At 65.2% G+C, this 18,478-nt stretch carries 14 protein-coding genes; 6 read left to right on the top strand and 8 right to left on the bottom strand.

The window, feature by feature from the left end; all coding sequences use genetic code 11:
* Nucleotides 1-192: 192 nt before the first annotated feature.
* From JQ573_RS22375 to murJ, 3 genes are all read right to left on the bottom strand, one after another.
* On the bottom strand, nucleotides 193-687 hold the full coding sequence (locus tag JQ573_RS22375) for a universal stress protein (protein ID WP_092120638.1): 495 nt from the start codon (nucleotides 685-687) through the stop codon (nucleotides 193-195).
* A gap of 139 nt (nucleotides 688-826) precedes the next feature.
* On the bottom strand, nucleotides 827-1,879 hold the full coding sequence (trpS, locus tag JQ573_RS22370) for a tryptophan--tRNA ligase (protein ID WP_212312422.1): 1,053 nt from the start codon (nucleotides 1,877-1,879) through the stop codon (nucleotides 827-829).
* 68 nt (nucleotides 1,880-1,947) lie between these two features.
* The gene (gene murJ / locus JQ573_RS22365) at nucleotides 1,948-3,486 is read right to left on the bottom strand and encodes a murein biosynthesis integral membrane protein MurJ (RefSeq protein ID WP_212312420.1); all 1,539 of its coding nucleotides are present in this window, start codon (nucleotides 3,484-3,486) and stop codon (nucleotides 1,948-1,950) included.
* Between the two features lie 266 nt (nucleotides 3,487-3,752).
* On the opposite strand from murJ, the gene JQ573_RS22360 reads away from it, so the two are divergent.
* Nucleotides 3,753-4,754: an adenosine kinase gene (locus JQ573_RS22360; protein WP_212312418.1), complete on the top strand. Its 1,002-nt coding sequence runs from the start codon at nucleotides 3,753-3,755 to the stop codon at nucleotides 4,752-4,754.
* 151 nt (nucleotides 4,755-4,905) lie between these two features.
* Here the strand turns inward: JQ573_RS22360 and JQ573_RS22355 are convergent, their stop codons facing one another.
* Nucleotides 4,906-6,606 carry an AMP-binding protein gene (locus JQ573_RS22355; RefSeq protein WP_212312410.1) on the bottom strand — a complete coding sequence of 567 codons (1,701 nt, stop codon included), beginning with the start codon at nucleotides 6,604-6,606 and terminating at the stop codon, nucleotides 4,906-4,908.
* Nucleotides 6,607-6,976: 370 nt separating this feature from the next.
* On the bottom strand, nucleotides 6,977-8,170 hold the full coding sequence (locus tag JQ573_RS22350; protein ID WP_212312408.1) for a serine hydrolase: 1,194 nt from the start codon (nucleotides 8,168-8,170) through the stop codon (nucleotides 6,977-6,979).
* Between the two features lie 345 nt (nucleotides 8,171-8,515).
* On the opposite strand from JQ573_RS22350, the gene JQ573_RS22345 reads away from it, so the two are divergent.
* The 3 genes from JQ573_RS22345 to JQ573_RS22335 all read left to right on the top strand — a co-directional run bounded on the left by JQ573_RS22345 (nucleotide 8,516) and on the right by JQ573_RS22335 (nucleotide 13,235).
* Nucleotides 8,516-8,839, top strand: coding sequence for a hypothetical protein (locus JQ573_RS22345; RefSeq protein ID WP_212312406.1), 324 nt, complete (start codon nucleotides 8,516-8,518; stop codon nucleotides 8,837-8,839).
* Between the two features lie 219 nt (nucleotides 8,840-9,058).
* Nucleotides 9,059-10,555 carry an NAD-dependent succinate-semialdehyde dehydrogenase gene (locus JQ573_RS22340; RefSeq protein ID WP_212312404.1) on the top strand — a complete coding sequence of 499 codons (1,497 nt, stop codon included), beginning with the start codon at nucleotides 9,059-9,061 and terminating at the stop codon, nucleotides 10,553-10,555.
* A 685-nt stretch (nucleotides 10,556-11,240) separates the two neighbouring features.
* A complete protein-coding gene (locus JQ573_RS22335; protein ID WP_212408736.1) occupies nucleotides 11,241-13,235 on the top strand; it encodes a TonB-dependent siderophore receptor in 1,995 nt (664 codons plus the stop codon).
* Nucleotides 13,236-13,338: 103 nt separating this feature from the next.
* Here JQ573_RS22335 and JQ573_RS22330 read toward each other — a convergent pair whose 3' ends face one another.
* The gene (locus JQ573_RS22330) at nucleotides 13,339-14,238 is read right to left on the bottom strand and encodes an amino acid ABC transporter substrate-binding protein (RefSeq protein ID WP_212312400.1); all 900 of its coding nucleotides are present in this window, start codon (nucleotides 14,236-14,238) and stop codon (nucleotides 13,339-13,341) included.
* Nucleotides 14,239-14,377: 139 nt separating this feature from the next.
* On the opposite strand from JQ573_RS22330, the gene JQ573_RS22325 reads away from it, so the two are divergent.
* Together JQ573_RS22325 and JQ573_RS22320 are read left to right on the top strand one after the other, a co-directional pair.
* A complete protein-coding gene (locus JQ573_RS22325) occupies nucleotides 14,378-15,079 on the top strand; it encodes a GntR family transcriptional regulator (RefSeq protein WP_212312398.1) in 702 nt (233 codons plus the stop codon).
* A 57-nt stretch (nucleotides 15,080-15,136) separates the two neighbouring features.
* The gene (locus JQ573_RS22320) at nucleotides 15,137-16,504 is read left to right on the top strand and encodes an FAD-binding oxidoreductase (RefSeq protein WP_212312396.1); all 1,368 of its coding nucleotides are present in this window, start codon (nucleotides 15,137-15,139) and stop codon (nucleotides 16,502-16,504) included.
* Here the strand turns inward: JQ573_RS22320 and JQ573_RS22315 are convergent.
* Complete coding sequence (locus JQ573_RS22315; RefSeq protein WP_212312394.1) at nucleotides 16,501-17,535, bottom strand: alpha/beta fold hydrolase; 1,035 nt, start codon at nucleotides 17,533-17,535, stop codon at nucleotides 16,501-16,503. The genes JQ573_RS22320 and JQ573_RS22315 overlap by 4 nt on opposite strands.
* Before the next feature lie 94 nt (nucleotides 17,536-17,629).
* A complete protein-coding gene (locus JQ573_RS22310; protein ID WP_212312387.1) occupies nucleotides 17,630-18,436 on the bottom strand; it encodes a crotonase/enoyl-CoA hydratase family protein in 807 nt (268 codons plus the stop codon).
* Between the last annotated feature and the right edge of the window lie 42 nt (nucleotides 18,437-18,478).

Here is an 18,478-nt window from a genome sequence, read left to right as displayed (position 1 = left end):
CAAGCTGCAAACCGCGGTTCCAGGCCCGCAACGGCGGATTCTGAGTGACAGGGCGGCGATGAAGCCGGGCCTTACGCCTCATACTCGTCATGCCCGGCCTTGTGCCGGGCATCCACGTCTTCGGTGCCACTTGCGAGAAAGACGTGGATGGCCGGGACAAGCCCGGCCATGACGGAAGGTTGTGCATCTTCCCTAGGACAGGGCGTCGATCTCGGCGTCGGTCAGGCCGCCCGGCACGATCGTCACCGGGATCGGGAACGCCCCCATGGTCTTGGCCATGGTGGTGATGATCGGTCCGGGCCCTTCGGCGCCCGGATTGGCGGCCAGCACCAGCATGGCGATATCGACGTCCTTGTCGATCACGTCGAGGATCTGCTCGGTCGGGTCGCCCTCCCGAATCACCCGCTCCGGGGTGATCGCGGCGATCCCGTTGGCGCGCCCGGCGGCGCGGTCGAGCGCCTCATTGGCGGCCTCCTCGGCCTCCGCGCGCATGATGTCGGCGACCCCCAGCCATTGCTGGTTCTGGTCCTCGGTTTCGATCACCCGCAGCATCAGAACGCCGCCGCCGACCCGGATCGCCCACCGGCTGGCGTAATAGACCGCGCGGTCCCATTCCGCGGTGTCGTCAACGATGACGAGGCATTTCGGCTTGTGACCTGTCTCGTAGCTTCGTCGCTGGGCGGTCATGCATGTCCCGGTGCTGAACCAACGGCATGATCCGGAAAAGTGCGCAGCGGTTTTCCGAAAAGATCATGCTCAAACCTGGCCCATGCTGCCACACTCCCTCCCTGTTGGGGAGAGGGCGCGCGCAGGTCTGCCGGTGATGTCAGCGCGGGCGGATGAAGCCGACGATGTCCTTGGTCATGCGCATGGTCTCATCGGCGATGCCGCGGGCGCGGTTGGCGCCGTCGACCAGGATCGAATCGACATGGCCAGGATCGGCAACCAGCTTCTTCATCTCGGAGGCGATCGGCGCCAGTTTTGCGACGCAAACCTCGACCAGCGCGTTCTTGAAGCTGGAGAACTGCCCGCCGCCGAACTGCGTCAGCACCTCCTGCTTGGAGACGCCGGCGAGCGCCGCGTAGATGCCGACCAGATTGTCGGCCTCGGGGCGGGTCTCAAGGCCCTTTTCCTCCGACGGCAGCGGCTCCGGATCGGTCTTCGCCTTGCGGATCTTCTGCGCGATGGTGTCGGCGTCGTCGGTGAGGTTGATGCGCGAATTGTCCGAGGCGTCCGACTTCGACATCTTCTTGGTGCCGTCGCGCAGGCTCATCACCCGCGTCGCCGGCCCCGTGATCAGCGGTTCCGGCTGCGGGAAGAACAGGCCGTCCGCAAAGCCGTGGCCACGGATTGAATCGCCGAAGTCGTTGTTGAACTTCTGCGCGATGTCGCGGGACAGCTCCAGATGCTGCTTCTGGTCCTCGCCGACCGGCACATGGGTGGCGCGGTACAACAGAATGTCGGCGGCCATCAGCACCGGATAGTCGTAGAGACCGACGGAGGCGTTCTCGCGGTCCTTGCCGGCCTTCTCCTTGAACTGCGTCATGCGGTTCAGCCAGCCGATGCGCGCGACGCAGTTGAAGATCCAGGTCAGCTCGGCGTGGCCGGCGATCTGGCTCTGGTTGAACACGATGTGCTTCTTGGCGTCGATGCCGGAGGCGATGAAGGCCGCGGTCACCTCGCGGGTGTTGCGCGCGAGCTCGGCCGGGCCGCCCCAGACCTCGACGCCCTGCGTGATCGCGTGCATGTCGACGACGCAATAGATGCAGTTGTGGGTCTGCTGCATCTTCACGAAGTTGACGATGGCGCCGAGATAGTTGCCGAGGTGCAGATTGCCCGTCGGCTGGACGCCTGAGAAAACCCGTTCAACGAACGCCATGGTCTCGATTCCCGGAAATAGGGCTGCTTTTGCCGGGTCGTTTGCCACTTAAGCCCTGCGCGCGCAAGTCAGGCGGGGCGCCTTTGCCTGACGGCGTTAACCGCCTGTCGCCAGCCGGTGACGCCGAATAGCTGCAAGAACAGCCCGTAACCGGCGATGCCGGCCGCGATCAGCACGAGGAGGGCGGCCGCCTGCACGAAACCGTGGCTGCCGGCCGCCGGCAGCGCGCCTGCCGCGAGCCAGAGCAGGGCGCCCATCGCGAGCGCTGCGGCCAGGATGCGCGGCAGCCGGCGGCGCGCCTCGGCATCGATCGAAAAGCCGAAGGTCGCAGCGCCCTTGCGGATCAGCGACAGCGCATTGCTCCAGGCGCCGAGCGCAATGCCCGCCGCGATTCCACTCGCGCCGAAGATATGGCCGAGCAGGAAGGCCGCCGCGATCGCGACCACGATGGCCTTCAGCGTCGCAAACAGCGGCGTCAGCGTGTCCTCGCGCGCAAAGAACGCCGGCGACAGTGCCTTCACCAGCACATGCGCGGGGAGCGCGAGCGTCAGCCAGATCAGGGCCTGCGCGGTGGCCGCAGTATCTTGCCCGGTGAACGCGCCATGCTCGAACAGCATCCGCACGATCAGCTCGCTCAGCACCATCAGGCCGAGCGTTGCCGGCAGCGCCAGCCCGACCGCGAGTTCGAGCCCGCGCGATTCCGCATGCGCGATCGCGCCAGGTTCGCCGCTGCGCACCGCGCGCGTCATCTCCGGGATCAGCACCGTGCCCATGGCGACGCCGACGATGCCGAGCGGCAGTTCGAGCAGGCGGTTGGCGAAATAGAGCCAGGACACCGCCGATGGCGAGGTCGACGCGATCACCGCGCCCGCCACCATGAGCCATTGCGGCGCGCTGCTCGCGACCATGCCGGGGACCGCGCGGCCGAGAAAGCCGCGCATCTCGGGATCGAAGGAGATGCGGAGCGGCGCGGCGAGTTTTGCCCCGCGCAGCGCCAGCATCGACAATTGCAGGAAGCCGGCGACGCCGATCGTTGCAGCCATCACCAGCGCGGCCTGCACCGGCTCCTGCTGCCGCGCCAGCAGCACGGCCATCACCGCGATCAGCGCGATGTTGAACAGCAGCGGCGAGAACGCCGTCAGCGCGAAGCGTCCCTGCGCGTTGAGCAGCGCCATCATCACAGTGACAGGGCCGGCGAAGGCGAGATAGGGCAGCATCAGCCTTGCGTCGTCGACGGCGAATTGCAGCGTGTCGCGGCCGACGAAGCCCGGCGCGATCGCCGCGATCACCAGCGGCATCAGCACGCCGATCACGAGCGCGGCCACGATGACCGCGGCGCTGACGGTGCCGAGCACGCGGCCGGCAAAGGCTCGCGCCGCCGCTTCACCATCGCTATCGCGAACCTTCAGCCAGGCCGGCACCAGGGCGGCATTCAATCCACCCTCGGACAGCAGCCGTCGCACCACATTCACGAGCTGGAATGCCGCCAGGAACGCATCCGCCACCGGCCCCGCGCCGAGCAGCGCCGCGATCACGGAATCGCGCACGAAACCGAGCAGTCGCGAGGCCAGCGTTCCCGAGGAGACCGTGAGGAAGGAGCGGAACATGGAGCCTGTATAGCAGCCGCGCGCATTGCCGCCACCGCCACGGTACCAAACCCGTCATCCTGAGGTGCGAGCGGAGCGAGCCTCGAAGGATGAATCGGCCCGTACTGTGGCCGTCCATCCTTCGAGGCTCGCCGAAGAGGCTCGCACCTCAGGATGACGGGCTAACAGGCGAGAGGATGACGGAACAACGAGCGCGGCTTGCTGCCCCGAGGCGTAACGTGATAGGTCGCGGCTCTTGTTGGGTGGCGTTAACACAGGGCAGGTCTATGGCTGACGCAAAATACGACGTTCTCGGGATCGGCAACGCGATCTTCGACGTGCTGGTGCAGACCGACGAGGCATTCCTTGCCCGTCACGGCATGACCAAGGGCTCGATGCAGCTGATCGACGAGGCGCGCGCCACCGCGATCTACAGCGACATGGGCGTGGCGACCGAGATGTCGGGCGGCTCGGCTGCCAACACCATCGTCGGCGTCGGCAATCTCGGCGCCCGCGCGGCCTATGTCGGCAAGGTCAAGGACGACCAGATCGGCAAGCTCTACGTCCACGACATCCGCGCCGCCGGCGTGGCCTTCGACACCGCGCCGGCCAAGGTCGGCCCGGCCACCGGCTGCTCCTACATCCTGGTGACGCCGGATGGCGAGCGCACCATGAACACCTATCTCGGCGCCGCGCAGGACCTGACGCCCGATGACATCGATCCGGCCCAGATCGCAGCCGCCGGCATCATCTATCTCGAGGGCTATCTCTGGGATCCGAAGAACGCCAAGGACGCGTTCGTGAAGGCGGCCGATATCGCGCATGGCGCGGGCCGCCAGGTCGCGCTGACGCTGTCGGATTCGTTCTGCGTCGATCGCTACCGCGACGAATTCCTCGCTTTGATGCGCAAGGGCACGGTCGACCTCGTGTTCTCCAACGAGTCCGAGTTGCACTCGCTGTACCAGACCTCGGATTTCGACACCGCGCTGAAGCAGTTCGGCAAGGATACAAAACTCGGTGTCGTCACCCGCAGCGAGAAGGGCTGCGTGGTGATCTCAGGCGATGGCGTCGTATCGGCGCCCGCCTCTCCGATCGACAAGCTCGTCGACACCACCGGCGCCGGCGATCTGTTCGCGGCCGGCTTCCTGGTCGGTCTCGTGCGCAATGTCGGCCATGAGAACGCCGGCCGCCTCGGCGCGCTCGCCGCCGCCGAAGTGATCCAGCACATCGGCGCCCGGCCGCTGGTGTCGCTCAAGGATCTGGCGAAGCAGAAGGGGTTGTTGGTGTAATGGCGCCTCTTACCTCGCCCCGCTTGCGGGGAGAGGTCGGAACGCATCGGAGATCCGTTCCGGGTGAGGGGGAGCTTCCGCACACTCATCTCTATCGCATTTCGCGGAGACAGCCCTCACCCCGTAAGAACGGGGCGAGGGGGAAGAAAGATCACGCGGTCTTCGCCGCCTTCAATCCCAGTCGCTGCTCGACCGCGTCGCGCATCACGAATTTCTGGATCTTCCCCGTCACCGTCATCGGGAATTCGTCGACGAATTCGATATAGCGCGGGATCTTGTTGTGGGCGATCTGGCCCTGGCAGAAGGCGCGGACTTCGTCGGCGGTCAGCGTCTCGCCTTGGCGGACCCTGACCCAGGCGCACAGCTCCTCGCCATAGCGCGCGTCGGCGACGCCGAAGATCTGCACGTCCTGGATCTTCGGATGGCGGTAGAGGAATTCCTCGATCTCCCTTGGATAGAGGTTCTCGCCGCCGCGGATCACCAGGTCCTTGATGCGGCCGACGATGTTGCAATAGCCCTCGTCGTCGATCACGGCGAGATCGCCGGTGTGCATCCAGCCATTGGCGTCGAGCACCTCGCCGGTCTTTTCCTTCTCGTCCCAATAGCCTGACATCACGCTGTAGCCGCGGGTGCAGAGCTCGCCGCGTTCGCCGCGCGGCACCACCTTGCCGTCGAGATCGACGACCTTGACCTCGACATGCGGATGGATGCGGCCGACGGTGGAGACGCGGCGCTCCAGGGGGTCGTCGGTCGCGCTCTGGAAGCTCACCGGGCTGGTCTCGGTCATGCCGTAGGCGATCGTCACCTCGCGCATGTTCATCTCGGTGTTGACGCGCTTCATCACCTCGATCGGGCAGGGCGCGCCGGCCATGATGCCGGTGCGCAGCGACGACAAATCGAAGCGCTTGAACTCGGGATGGTCGAGCTCGGCGATGAACATGGTCGGCACGCCGTACAGCGTCGTGCATTTCTCCTGCGCGACGGTCGCAAGCGTCGCCAGCGGATCGAAACCTTCGCCGGGATACACCATGGTGGTGCCGAGCGTGACCGAGGCGAGATTGCCCATCACCATGCCAAAGCAGTGATAGAGCGGTACCGGGATGCAGATGCGGTCCTGCTCGGTCAGGCGCATGGCGCGGCCGGTGAAATAGCCGTTGTTGAGGATGTTGTGATGGGTCAGCGTCACGCCCTTGGGCGAGCCGGTGGTGCCGCTGGTGAACTGGATATTGACCGGATCGTCGAATTGCAGGCTCTCGCCAAGCGCCGCAAGCTGTTCGCGATGGCGCTCGCCGCCCATCTGCGCGACCGCATCGAACGGAATCGTGCCTGATGCCGCCGGTCCGCCGATCTGGATCACGGCGCGCAGCTGCGGCAGCCGCGCCGAGCGCAAATGACCGGGCTCCGAGCTCGCAAGCTCCGGCAGCAGCGTGTTCAGCATCTCCATATAGGCCGAGCTCTTGAACGCGGTCGCGGTCACGATCGCGGCGCAGCCGACCTTGCCAAGCGCGAATTCGAGCTCGCTCAGCCGGTAGGCCGGATTAATGGTGACGAGGATCAGGCCGGCCTTCGCGGCGGCGAATTGCGTCAGCGTCCATTCCGGCCGGTTCAGCGACCAGATGCCGATCCGCTCGCCGCGCTGCAGCCCGAGTGCGAGGAAGCCGGCCGCCAGGGCCTCGACGTGACAGACGAATTCGTTCCAGGTCCAGCGCACATTGTGGCTGGGCGAGACCAGCGCTTCGCGATCGCCCCAGCGCGCACGTGCGCGGTCGAGGCTGCGGCCGATGGTTTCACCGAGCAGCGGCGTATCGGAAATGCCGCAGACATAGCTGTCTGCCTTGGGTGTGGGTGCCAAGCTGGTCCTCCTCCTGGTCGTGTTTGTGTCGTCACGCTTTTTTGCGCGATCTTAGTCGTTTGGCGCCGACAGGACAGGCCCGACCTATGGCGGGTATGAAAAATCCCTCCCCGTGAGGGGAGGGATGAAGCGCCGAAATGGAACAGCAGTCTCCGCTTCACCTCGCCCCGCTTGCGGGGAGAGGCATAGGCCGCCTTCGGCGGCCGTCATTAAGAACGCCGGAGCTAAGCTCCGGCTATGCCGCATCGTTAGATGCGTTCCGGGTGAGGGGGTACAGGTCTTACAGCGATCACAACTCGCGGAAGCAGCCCCTCACCGCAACCCTCTCCCCGTAAGAACGGGGAGAGGGAGTCGATCGTGCTGGCGTCCCTCAGGCCGCTCGCTTTCCGCTGCCGGCATCGAGGCCGGCATAGATGCCCTTCTCGAAGCCTGCGAAGGCCTCCAGGCTGTGCTTGTCGGCGAACGGCAACAGCTGGGTCAGGATCACGCCGCAGACGTCGCGCGACGGATCGATCCAGTAATAGGTGTTGGCGAGGCCCGCCCAGGCGAGGCTGCCGGCGCTGCGGCCTTCCGGCGTCTTGGCGGTGTTGATCAGGAAGCTCAGGCCCCACTTCTTGACGATGTCGGGCCAGAGATCGACGTCATTGGTATACATCGGTGCCGCCGTCGTCATCTTGCCGACGGTGAGATCGCCGATGTGGTTCTGCCCCATCGTTGCGACGGTCTCGGCCTTCAGCACCTGATTGCCGTTGCCTTTGCCCTTGTTGAGGATCATCTGACAGAACTTGATGTAGTCGGCGGCGGTCGAATAGAGGCCGCCGCCACCCATGTGGAATTCAGGGTTCTGCTCGAGCTCGAACGGGATCGCCGCAAGCGCTCCGTCCTCGCCGCGCGCGTGCATGGCGACCAGCCGCTTGCGCATGTTGTCCGTGATCTTGAAGCCGGTATCGCTCATGCCGAGCGGCGCGAACATGTTGTCGCGCAAGTACGCATCGAGCTTCTTGCCGGATGCTGCCTCCACGGCCTTGCCGACGAAGTCGATATTGATACCGTATTCCCAGCGCGTGCCGGGATCGCTCGCCAGCGGCGTCTTCAGTGCGGCATTCGAGCAGGAGATGATCCCGGGCGTACCGGTCTTCTCCATATATTTCCCCATGTCGGCATTCCACAGGTCGTAGCAGAAGCCGGCAGTATGGGTCATGAGCTTGCGCAGTGTGATCGGCCCCTTGGCAGGCCGCAGCTTCGGCTCGCCTTTGGCATCGAAGCCGTCGAGCACCTGCACGGCGGCGAGATCGGGCAGCAGCTTGCCGATCGGCTCATCGAGCGAGAGCTTGCCCTGCTCGACGAGCTGCATCGCGCCCGCGGAGGTCACTGCCTTGGTCATCGAGGCGATCCAGAACACGCTGTCCGCCGTCATGGGATCGCTCTTGGAAAGGTCGCGCTTGCCGAACGCGCCCTCGTAGATCACGTCCTTGCCGGTGGCCGCGATGGCGACCACGCCGGGAATCTCCTTTGCCTCGCTCTTCTGCCGCAATACCTGATCGATCTGAGCCTTGCTCTGCATTGGGGGCGTCCTCCGGTGGGTTTATTGTTTTGAAGTGGGCGGATCATCCTCCCGCTTTTCCGCTCCCGCAAGGCGGGTGCGATGCGATGGTGTCGCGATGTCGTGACAGCCGGGCCATTAGGAACGGCCGTGCTCAACAGATGTTCACCACGCGCGCAGATTTTGCGGTGGACTCCGCACAAGTCCCGGTGACCTCCGACGACGGCCACGGTAACGTGATCAAGGAATGATTTTCGTACCTGATTATTTGCATTAACGCATTCAGATCGCTGCATAAACGGTGCGGCGAATTGGGATGGATTTGACGAAAAGATTCGTCATTTCGCGCCTCGCGGGGACGCAGCAATGATTTCGACATGGAGTGAATGGAAGCGCTATCCGCGGCCAGGCCGCGGCGAGAATATCGAGGCGCCGATCAGCCCTGGTCTCTATGAAGTTCGCTACGCGGGTACCGGTGCGCTGCACTCGTTTGAGGCAGTCGAGAATGTCGCCCAGGCGCTGGCGCTGCTGCAGACCGGCGCCAAGTCCTGGTTCGGCCGCCGCGATGCGCGGGCGCAGGCCGACCTCGAATACCGGACCTGCGCGACCTCGACCAAGGCGGATGCCAAGGCCGCGGCCGAACGCATGATCGGCCGCCGCGAAGCCTACATGTCGGGCGGCGCGATCTGACACGCTGCTGTCATTCCGGGGCGATGCGCAGCATCGAACCTCGGATGCACAAGGGCGCACCTGAGGTCTGGTCCTCCGGGCCATCCTGGAATGACGGTCTTCCGCAACGGCGCCGCGTTTGCGTCCAAGCAGGGTCGCGCTGGCCGCCAGTGCATCGCCGCGGCTTTCCGCCTATATAGGCGGCGAATACCCCTCCAAAGAAATTCCAGGAGTAACGCCATGACCCCGCCCGTTGCCGCACGCGCCACGCAATCCGCAGCCACCTCCCTGCAAAGCCGCCTGAAGGACCCGTCGCTGCTGCGCGATCGCTGCTACATCGACGGCGCCTGGGTCGGCACGCCGGAATTCGCCGTCAACAATCCGGCGACCGGCGTCGAACTGATCAGGATTCCGCAACTGGGCGCTGACGACACCACCGGGGCCGTCGAAGCCGCCCAGCGGGCGTTTCCGGCCTGGGCCAAGCTGACCGCCAAGCAGCGCTCCAATATCCTACGCAAATGGTTCGACCTGATCATTGCCAATCGCGAGGATCTCGCGCTGATCCTGACCTCCGAGCAGGGCAAGCCGCTGGCGGAAGCGCTCGGCGAAGTCGATATCGGCGCGGCCTATGTCGAGTTCTTCGCGGAAGAAGCGCGCCGCGTCTATGGCGAGACGATTCCGACCCAGCGTCCGGATGCCCGCCTGCTCGCGATCCGGCAGCCGATCGGCGTCTGCGGCGCCATCACGCCGTGGAATTTCCCGAACTCGATGATCACGCGAAAAGTGTCGCCGGCGCTGGCCGCCGGCTGCACGGTGGTGCTGAAGCCCGCCAACGAGACGCCGCTGTCCGCGCTCGCGCTCGCGGTACTGGCTGAGAAGGCTGGCGTGCCGAAGGGCGTGCTCAACATCGTCACCGGTGATGCGCCGCCGATCGGCAAGGTGCTGTGCGAGCATCCGGCGGTGCGGTTCGTCGGCTTCACGGGTTCGACCAATGTCGGCAAGATCCTGTACCGGCAAGCATCGGTCGGCGTGAAAAAGCTCGGCCTCGAGCTCGGTGGCAACGCGCCCTTCGTGGTGTTCGACGATGCCGACATCGACGCCGCGGTCGAAGGCGCCATCGTCTCCAAGTATCGCAACATGGGCCAGACCTGCGTGTGCGCCAATCGTCTCTACGCGCAGGACAAGATCTACGACCAGTTCGTCGAGAAGCTGTCGAAGAAGGTCGCCGAGATGAAGATCGGCGACGGCACCGAGGCCGGTGTGACCCAGGGACCGCTGATCAACATGAAGGCGATCGAGAAGGTCGAGCGGCACATTGCCGACGCCGTAAAGGGCGGCGCCAAGGTCGTGACCGGCGGCAAGCGCTCGGCGCTGGGCCGCAGCTTCTTCGAGCCGACCGTGCTGTCGGACGTGAGACCCGACGCGCTCGTCGCGCAGGAGGAGACCTTCGGCCCGCTCGCGCCGGTGATCCGCTTCAAGGATGAGGCCGATGTGATCGCGATGTGCAACGCCTCGCCGTTCGGCCTCGCCTCCTACTTCTACTCGCGTGACATCGGCCGCGTCTGGCGCGTCGCCGAAGCGCTGGAGTCGGGCATGGTCGGCGTCAACTCCGGCCTGATCACGACCGAGGTCGCACCGTTCGGCGGCGTCAAGGAATCGGGTCTGGGCCGCGAAGGCTCGCGCCACGGCATGGATGAGTATGTCGAGATCAAATACGTCATGATGGCCGGCGTCTGATCGCGGAGTACCGTGTCCCTTCGCCCTTGCGGCGAGGGGACGCATGCCGGCGAACCCATCGATCGTCCTTGTCGATCGCTCCATCTGCCGGCGTGCGACAATTCACCGCGTCCGCCGAATGATGGCGGTCCGATCGCGACGGCGATCGCATCAAGAATCTTTCTAATCTCGAAGCGAGCTTTCAGAATCTAGCTGCGTACGCGCGATGCCACGCAACGGAAGCATGTTCGAATCTTGGAATCTGCCGCGTCGATATCGCCTCGCGCAGCAGGCTTCATCCCCGTTTCCTAGATACGTTCTAGTTGGCGTCGCAGCGCATGCTGCTTATGCCCCGGTGGTCGCGCTCGAACTCTGACGATGTTCGAGCCGAAACCAAGAACAAGAATCCGGGGACCTTATGCTCGTCACTTCAAACGTTCCGTGCGCATTCCGACTCGCGTGCGCGTCTCTCCTCCTGACCACGGTCCCTTCGCTCGCGCAGTCGCCGGAGCAACCACCCGCAAGCGGTGCTGCGCCGCTTCCGCCGGTCGTCGTGGCCGCGCCACAGCATCGCGCCACGCCGGTCCGGAGGCCGTCATCGTCACGAGCGGCGCGCTCGTCGGCATCGCATCAGGCGAGCCGGCGTGAGCACGCGCCAGCACCCGCGGCCACGCCCACCGCCGGTGCGCAGCAGGCGGCGTTGCCCGTGCCCTATATCGGCGGCCAGGTCGCGCACGGCGGGCAACTCGGCCTGCTCGGCAACAAGGACTATATGGATACGCCATATAGCCTGACGAGTTATACTGAGAAGACGATCCGCGATCAGCAGGCAACCAGCGTCGCGGAAGTGCTGACGAATTCCGATCCGTCGGTGCGTGCTGCGATCGGCAGCAGCAACCGTTACGACGCGCTGACCATCCGCGGCTTCCGGGTCGAGAACAGCGAAATCGCGTTGAATGGGCTTTACGGCCTCGTTCCGGCCTATCGCGTCAACCCGGCTCCCATCGAGCGCATTGAGCTGCTCAAGGGGCCGGGTGCCTTCCTCAATGGTATGGCCCCGCAAGGCAGCATCGGCGGTACGGTCAATGTCGTGACCAAGCGGGCGGCGGAGGACCTCACGCGCCTGACCGCGGGCTACATTTCCGACGGACGTTTCGGAACGGAGCTCGACCTCGCACGCCGCTATGGCGAACAGAAGGAGTGGGGCGTTCGCTTCAACGGCGGGATCGATGGCGGCAACACCTCGATCGACCGACAGTCCACGCGCAACGGCGTGGGTTCGCTCGGCGTCGACTATCATGGCGAACGCTTTCGCTGGTCCGCGGACATCATCTCCCAGGACGACTGGATGAAGGCGGCCCAGCGTGGCTACACGCCGGTGCCCGGCATCGCCATGCCGAAGGCCCCCGATCCGCGCATCAATCTCGCGCAGCCGTTTGACCGTGCGCGGTCGCAGAGCCTGACCGGCTTGACCAGGGCCGAATACGATCTCAGCAACAGCGTCACCGTGTTCGGCGCGATCGGCGCCAACCAGTTCCGCTACGACAAGCAGGAAGATCCGGGCGCGACGATTCTCAACACCGCGGGCGATGCCCGGGGCACGTCCCGATTCCAGACCGGCAAGTCGGAGGGCGTCTCCGGCGAGGCGGGCGTCCGTGCGCGTTTCGACACGGGACCCGTCGGCCATGAGGTCGTGGTCAGCGGCAGCGCGCTCGACCGGACCGATTGGCTCGGGCAGACCAACTACGCGACTTACCTCACCAACATCTACCGGCCGACCTTGTTGGCGAGTCCGGGAACGCCGGTATCGACGTTCCCGGAGGGCAAGTCGGGATTCCTCGGGCTGCGCAGTGTCGGCGTTGCCGATACCATCACGACCATGGGCGGCATGCTGCAAGTGATCTTGGGCGCGCGCCAACAGCAGGTGATCGCGAGCAGCTTCGATCCCGTCAGCGGCCTGGAGACCACGCACTACGACGCAAGCGCAACGTCGCCTTCGATCGCGCTGGTGGTGCGGCCGATCAAGGAGTTTTCGCTCTATGCCAACTACATTGAAGGCCTGACGCCAGGGCCGACGCCGCCTTCCGGCGCGGTGAATACCAATGCGGTGTTCGCACCCTTCAAGACCCGGCAGGTCGAAGTCGGCACAAAGCTCGATCTCGGAGGCTTCGGCGCGAGCCTCTCGGCGTTCCAGATCAGCCTGCCGAGCGGTGTGATCGATCCCATCACCAAGATCTACAGCCTCGATGGCGAACAGAGAAACCGCGGCGTTGAGCTCAATACATTTGGCGAGGTCGCGCCCGGCGTCCGCGTGCTCGGCGGCGTGACCTGGCTCGATGCCCGGCTCACCCAGACGCAGGGCCACCTCTACGACGGCAATCGCGCGATCGGCGCGCCCGACCTGCAGGGCAATCTCGGCGTCGAATGGGATACGCCCTTCGTGCCCGGCCTCACCGCGACGGCACGAGCCATCTACACCAGCCGGGCCTATGTCAGCGCCGACAACATCCAGAGCGTCCCCGCTTGGGCGACCTTTGACATCGGTGCGCGTTACGCGACGAGCCTCGCGGGGCGCCCGACCACGTTCAGGGCGTCACTGACCAATCTGTTCGACAAGCACTACTGGATCGGCAATCCAACCGGCTATGCGATCAGCGGCATGCCGCGGACGCTGTGGCTTTCGATGACGGTCGACTTCTAGGGGAGCGTCGAAAGCCCCTCGCGCGCCGCAAGCTGATGCGCGGTGGCCATTCAACCGTCGCGTTAAGTCTGCGAAACATCCGTCGCGATCCGGTGATTACCGGTCACACGCCCTTGTCGTTCGGATTGGCCACCGCGTCCTTCAGCGGTGCCGTCATCGGGAAATTCAGGTTCACGTTCTTCGGCGGGATCGGCCGCGTGAACCATTTTGCGTAGAGCTCCTGGAATTCACTGCTCTTCATCATGGCGACCAGCGTCCGGTCGACCAGCGCCTTGAATTCCGGATCGCCCTTGCGGATGATCAGCCCGTAAGGCTCGGTACGCAGGCTATCGTCGATGATGCGCCAGTCCGCGGGATTGGTGCTGCCCGCGATCAGGCTGGCGAGCAGAATGTCGTCCATCACGAAGGCGTCGCTGCGCCCGGTGGTCAGCGCCAGGAACGACGCGGCATGGTCCGGGGTCAGGATGTTATTGGTCTGAAAGTTCTTCGCCTGGGCGCGCGCGCTCAACAGTCCGATCGAGGTCGAGCCCGAGGTCAGCGAGACCGGCCTTCCGCCGAGATCTTCGAAGGTCTTGATCGGGGCGTCCTTCTGCACCACCGCGCGGATGCTTGACACGAAGATCGTGGTGCTGAAGGCGACGACTTTCTGCCGCTCCAGCGTGTTGGTCGCGGGACCGCAGACGATGTCGATGGTGCCGTTCTCGATCAGCGGTATCTGGGTGGAGAGCTGGATCGGCTGCAGTTTGGTCTGCAGCGCCGGCAGCTTGAGCTCGGTCTTCACCGCGTCGACGATCCGCGCGCAGAGGTCCATCGCGAAGCCGACCGGCGTCTGGTTGTCGTCGAGATAGGAGAACGGGACCGAGACGTCGCGGTGCCCGAGCCGGATTTCGCCCGCGTCGCGGATCTTGGCAAGCGTGCCGCCGGGCGATTGGGCCTGCGCCGGTGTCGCTATCGCCGTCGCGAGAAAGGCTAGGTAAGTCAATTGCTTGAGTGCTTTATTCATCAGGTGCTCGCGAACGCAGGCTGAATTGGATACGATAGATCAAGATTTTATACACAGGATTGCATAATCTGCAATCCGATTTTATACAATCGTGGTCAAGTCGGATACCATGGCATGGCACCAGCGAGAGAGAAGCCGGATGGAACCAGCGACCGCCGCCAACCATCGAGGGGCCGGACCTCACGGTTCCGCGCCGGACGCCGTGCGCGAGGCGCTGCGGGCCGCGATCAGTTCCGGCGAGCTCGCGCCCGGGCTGCAACTCCGTCAGGACGAGCTTGCTGCCCGGTTCGGCACCAGCCGCATCCCGGTGCGTGAGGCGCTGCGCCAGCTCGAGGCCGAGGGTTTTGTCACGTTCTTGCCCAACCGCGGAGCGGTGGTTTCGGATCTCTCGATCGACGAGGTGATCGAGCTGCTCGAGATCCGCATCGCACTCGAATGCCACGCGTTGCGATTGGCGATCCCCGCAATGGGTGAGATCGATCTCGAGGCGGCGACGAAAATCCTCCGCGCCTACGACGCCGAACCTGATCCGGCGCAATGGGGCGCCTTCAATTGGAAATTCCACGCCACGCTCTACGCGCCGTGCAATCGCCCGCGTCTGCTCAGCATGATCGAGGCGAATTACGGCCACGTTGGCCGCTTCACACGGGCGCTGGTGTCGCAGGCGACCGGCAAGGAGCGTCCGCAGCGCGAGCACTACCGGCTGCTCGAATTCTGCCGCGACGGCGAGGTCAAGAAGGCCGTCCGCCTGTTGCGCGATCACATCGAGGAGACGCAGAAGACGCTGCGCTCGGCGCAGCGCCAGGCGTTGCGCGATGCGGGCCTGGAACGTCCGATCTGATCGCTGAGACAATTCAAATCATCGCAGGCCCCGCTGCGGGCCTTTGGGAGACCACGCGTGAAGACCAATGACGTCGAAATCCTGGTGATCGGTGCGGGCATCGTCGGCATCGCCACGGCCTACTACCTCGCCGTCCAGCACAAGCGTGCGCGTCTGTTGATCGTCGACGAAGGCCAGCCGATGGCGCTGACCTCGGCGCAGTCCGGCGAGAACTACCGCAACTGGTGGCCGCATCCGACGATGACCGATTTCACCGATCATTCCACCGACCTGATGGAGGAGATCGCGCGCCGCAGCGACAACCGCATCCACATGACGCGGCGCGGATATCTTCTGGTCACCCGCGAGGAGAAGCCTGAGGAATTGCTGCAGCAGCTCTACGCCGGCTATGGCGAGCACGCTGCGAAGCTGATCCGCCTGCATGAAGGATCGGGCCGCGGCTACGTGCCGCCGCATTCGGCGGACTGGCAGAGCGCACCTGACGGCGTCGACGTTCTGCTCGGCCGCGATCTGATTGCGGCGCATTACCCGACCTTCGACAAGGAGGTCGCAACCGCGCTGCACATCCGCCGGGCGGGCGACATCAGCGGTCAGCAGCTCGGCCAGTACATGCTGGAGACCATGCGGCCGCTGGGTGTGCAGTTTCAGCGGGCGAAGGTGGCCGGCATCGCAAAGACCGATCGCTTTACCGTCGACGTGCTGGCCGATGGCGCACGGCAGACCATCAAGGCAGATATCATCGTCAATGCCGCGGGGCCGTTCGCCGCGCATGTCGCGGCGATGCACGGCGAAGCGCTTCCGATCGTCAATGTGCTGCAGCAGAAGATTGCGTTCGCCGATCGCAACCGCGCGGTCGATCGCAAGATGCCGTTTGCGATCGATCTCGACGGCCAGACGCTGGCCTGGTCCGATGACGAGCGCGAGGCGCTGTCAGCGGCGCCGGAATTCGCGCGCCTGCTGGCGCCGATGCCGGGCAGCATCCATTGCCGGCCTGATGGCGGCGATCACGGCGAGTGGATCAAGCTCGGCTGGGCCTTCAATACCGAGCAGACCACGGCGCCGGTGCGCGAGCCGGAGCTGAATCCGTATTTTCCCGAAGTCGTGCTGCGCGCGGCGAGCCGGCTGCAGCCGCGCCTCGCGCAGTATCTCGGCGCGCTGCCGCGTGACCGCGTGCATTACGGCGGCTACTATCCGATGACGAAGGAGAATTGGCCGTTGATCGGGTCTGCGAAAACGCCGGGCGTCTTCCTCGCCACCGCGTTGTCGGGTTACGGCACGATGGGCGCCTGCGCTACCGGCGATCTCTGCGCCCGCGCCGTGGTCGGCGCGCCCGTGCCCGCATTTGCACGCAGCCTCTCGCTCGCGCGCTATCAGGACAAGGCGCTGATGGAGCAACTTGAGGCGACCGCCAGCGGCTTGCTCTAGCCGAGGCTCTCCATGAAGGCGCGCAGCCGCGGCGCCCATTTGTGCGCGTCGCGGCCCGATGCGGAGTGGCCGTAGTCGCTGTCGAGCAGGAAATAATCGGCGTCGACGCCGGCGGCCTTCAGCGCCGGCATCACCTGGGGCGCAAGCTCAGGGGGGAACAGCTTGTCGGTCCGCGACAGGACATAGAGCACCCTGGCCTTGATCTGCCCGAACTGCGCCGTGACGTCGAAGCCAAGCAGCGCCTTGGCCAGAGTCCGCAGCGAATTGGCGTCGAACCCCCTGGCCCATTCCGCCGCCTCGGCGCGGATCGCGGCCTCGATGTCAGCGGGATCGGTCAGCGTATCGCGCAGCCGCGTCTCGATGCCGTAGCTCTTCAGCGTCGCGGTGCGGATCTGGATCATGCTTTCGAGCACGCCGCCGTGATCGTAATAGTCGCCGCCGTTCCAGTTCGGATCCTGCGACAGCGCCGCCATCAGGCGCGCGACATTGCCCTCGGCACGCTCGCGCGGCACCAGCGGCGCGGTGACGACAGCGGCGATGCCGCGCATGGCGTCGGGATAGTTCACTGCCCATTGCAGTGCCTGGAAGCCGCCATAGGACGGACCGACGATCGCAACGAACTTGTCGATGCCGAGCTCATCCAGCATCGCGCGCTGGGTGGCGACGATGTCGCTGACGGTGATGTCAGGGAAGCGCGGCCCGTAGCGGCGGCCGGTCCGCGGGTCGATGCTTGCCGCGTTGGTCGAGCCGTAGGACGAGCCCAGCATGTTCGGGCAGATCGCGAAGTAACGATTGGTGTCCACCGCCTTGCCGGGGCCGACGATCTCGTTCCAGCTGCCTTCGCCGGTCGATCCGCCGGGATCGATCATCTGCGGCCCGCTGGTGTTGCCGTGGGTCACCAGCACGACATTGTCGCGGTTGGGCGCCAGCGTGCCGACGGTGCGGTACGCAATGGTGACTTCGCCCAGCACGCTGCCGTTCGCCAGGCGGAAATCGGATGTGGTGAATGTCTTCAGCTCGGTTGCGGGCATCATGTGTTTCCGGATGGCTGGGTCAGCTCAGCACGTTCGCGGCAGGAACGCAAAGCCTTGCGCCTACGCACCGCGATGGCGCAACTCGCAAACCTCAACCATTCCCGCCCTCATTGCCGAAGGCACCGTGGCGGCCGATACCCGAGGCGAAGCGAGCTGCACCCGACAGTGTTTCGCCCGACGCGATCACCTCGAGCCCGCCGCGCATCTCGTTTTTGATCGCCTCTTCTTCCTCCAGGTCCCACTGCCGCAGCGCCGACAGCCGGTCCGCGCGCATGCAGTTCTGCGGGAATTTCGCGATGTCCTTGGCGAGCGCGATGGCGTGCGCGCGTGTCTCGCCCTTCGGAACTAACCGATTCGCGAGCCCCATGCGAAGCGCCTCGGGCCCTGCGACCGGGCGTCCGGTGAGGATCAAATCGATCGCCTGCGAGTGACCGATCAGCCGCGGCAGGCGGATGGTGCCGAGATCGATCAGCGGCACGCCGAAGCGGCGGCAGAATACGCCGAAGGTCGCGTCCTCGGCGACGACGCGCATGTCGGCCCACAGCGCAAGCTCCATGCCGCCGGCGACCGCAAAGCCCTCGATTGCAGCGATCACCGGCTTCGAGAGCCGCAGCCGGCTCGGTCCCATCGGCGCGATCGTGTTGTGGCCGCCGACCTCGCGCTTCTTCTCGGGATCGCCTGATGCCACCGCCTTCAGGTCGGCGCCGGCGCAGAAATATCCGCCGGTGCCGGTGAACACCGCGACCGATGCGCTTGCGTCGGCATCGAAGGCCAGGAACGCGTCATACAGTTTTCGCGCGGTCGCGCCATCGACGGCATTGCGGTTGTGCGGACGGTTGATGGAGATGATGGTGATGGGACCATCGCGCTCGACGAGCACGGTATCGGCATCGGACATGGGTCGCTCCCTGGCTTGTTGCTTGGCGCCAGCGTAACGTTG

Origin of the sequence: Bradyrhizobium sp. AUGA SZCCT0105 (assembly GCF_018129565.1) — a bacterium.
Classification (GTDB): Bacteria; Pseudomonadota; Alphaproteobacteria; order Rhizobiales; family Xanthobacteraceae; genus Bradyrhizobium.
This window is presented reverse-complemented; position numbering and strand designations above follow the sequence as displayed.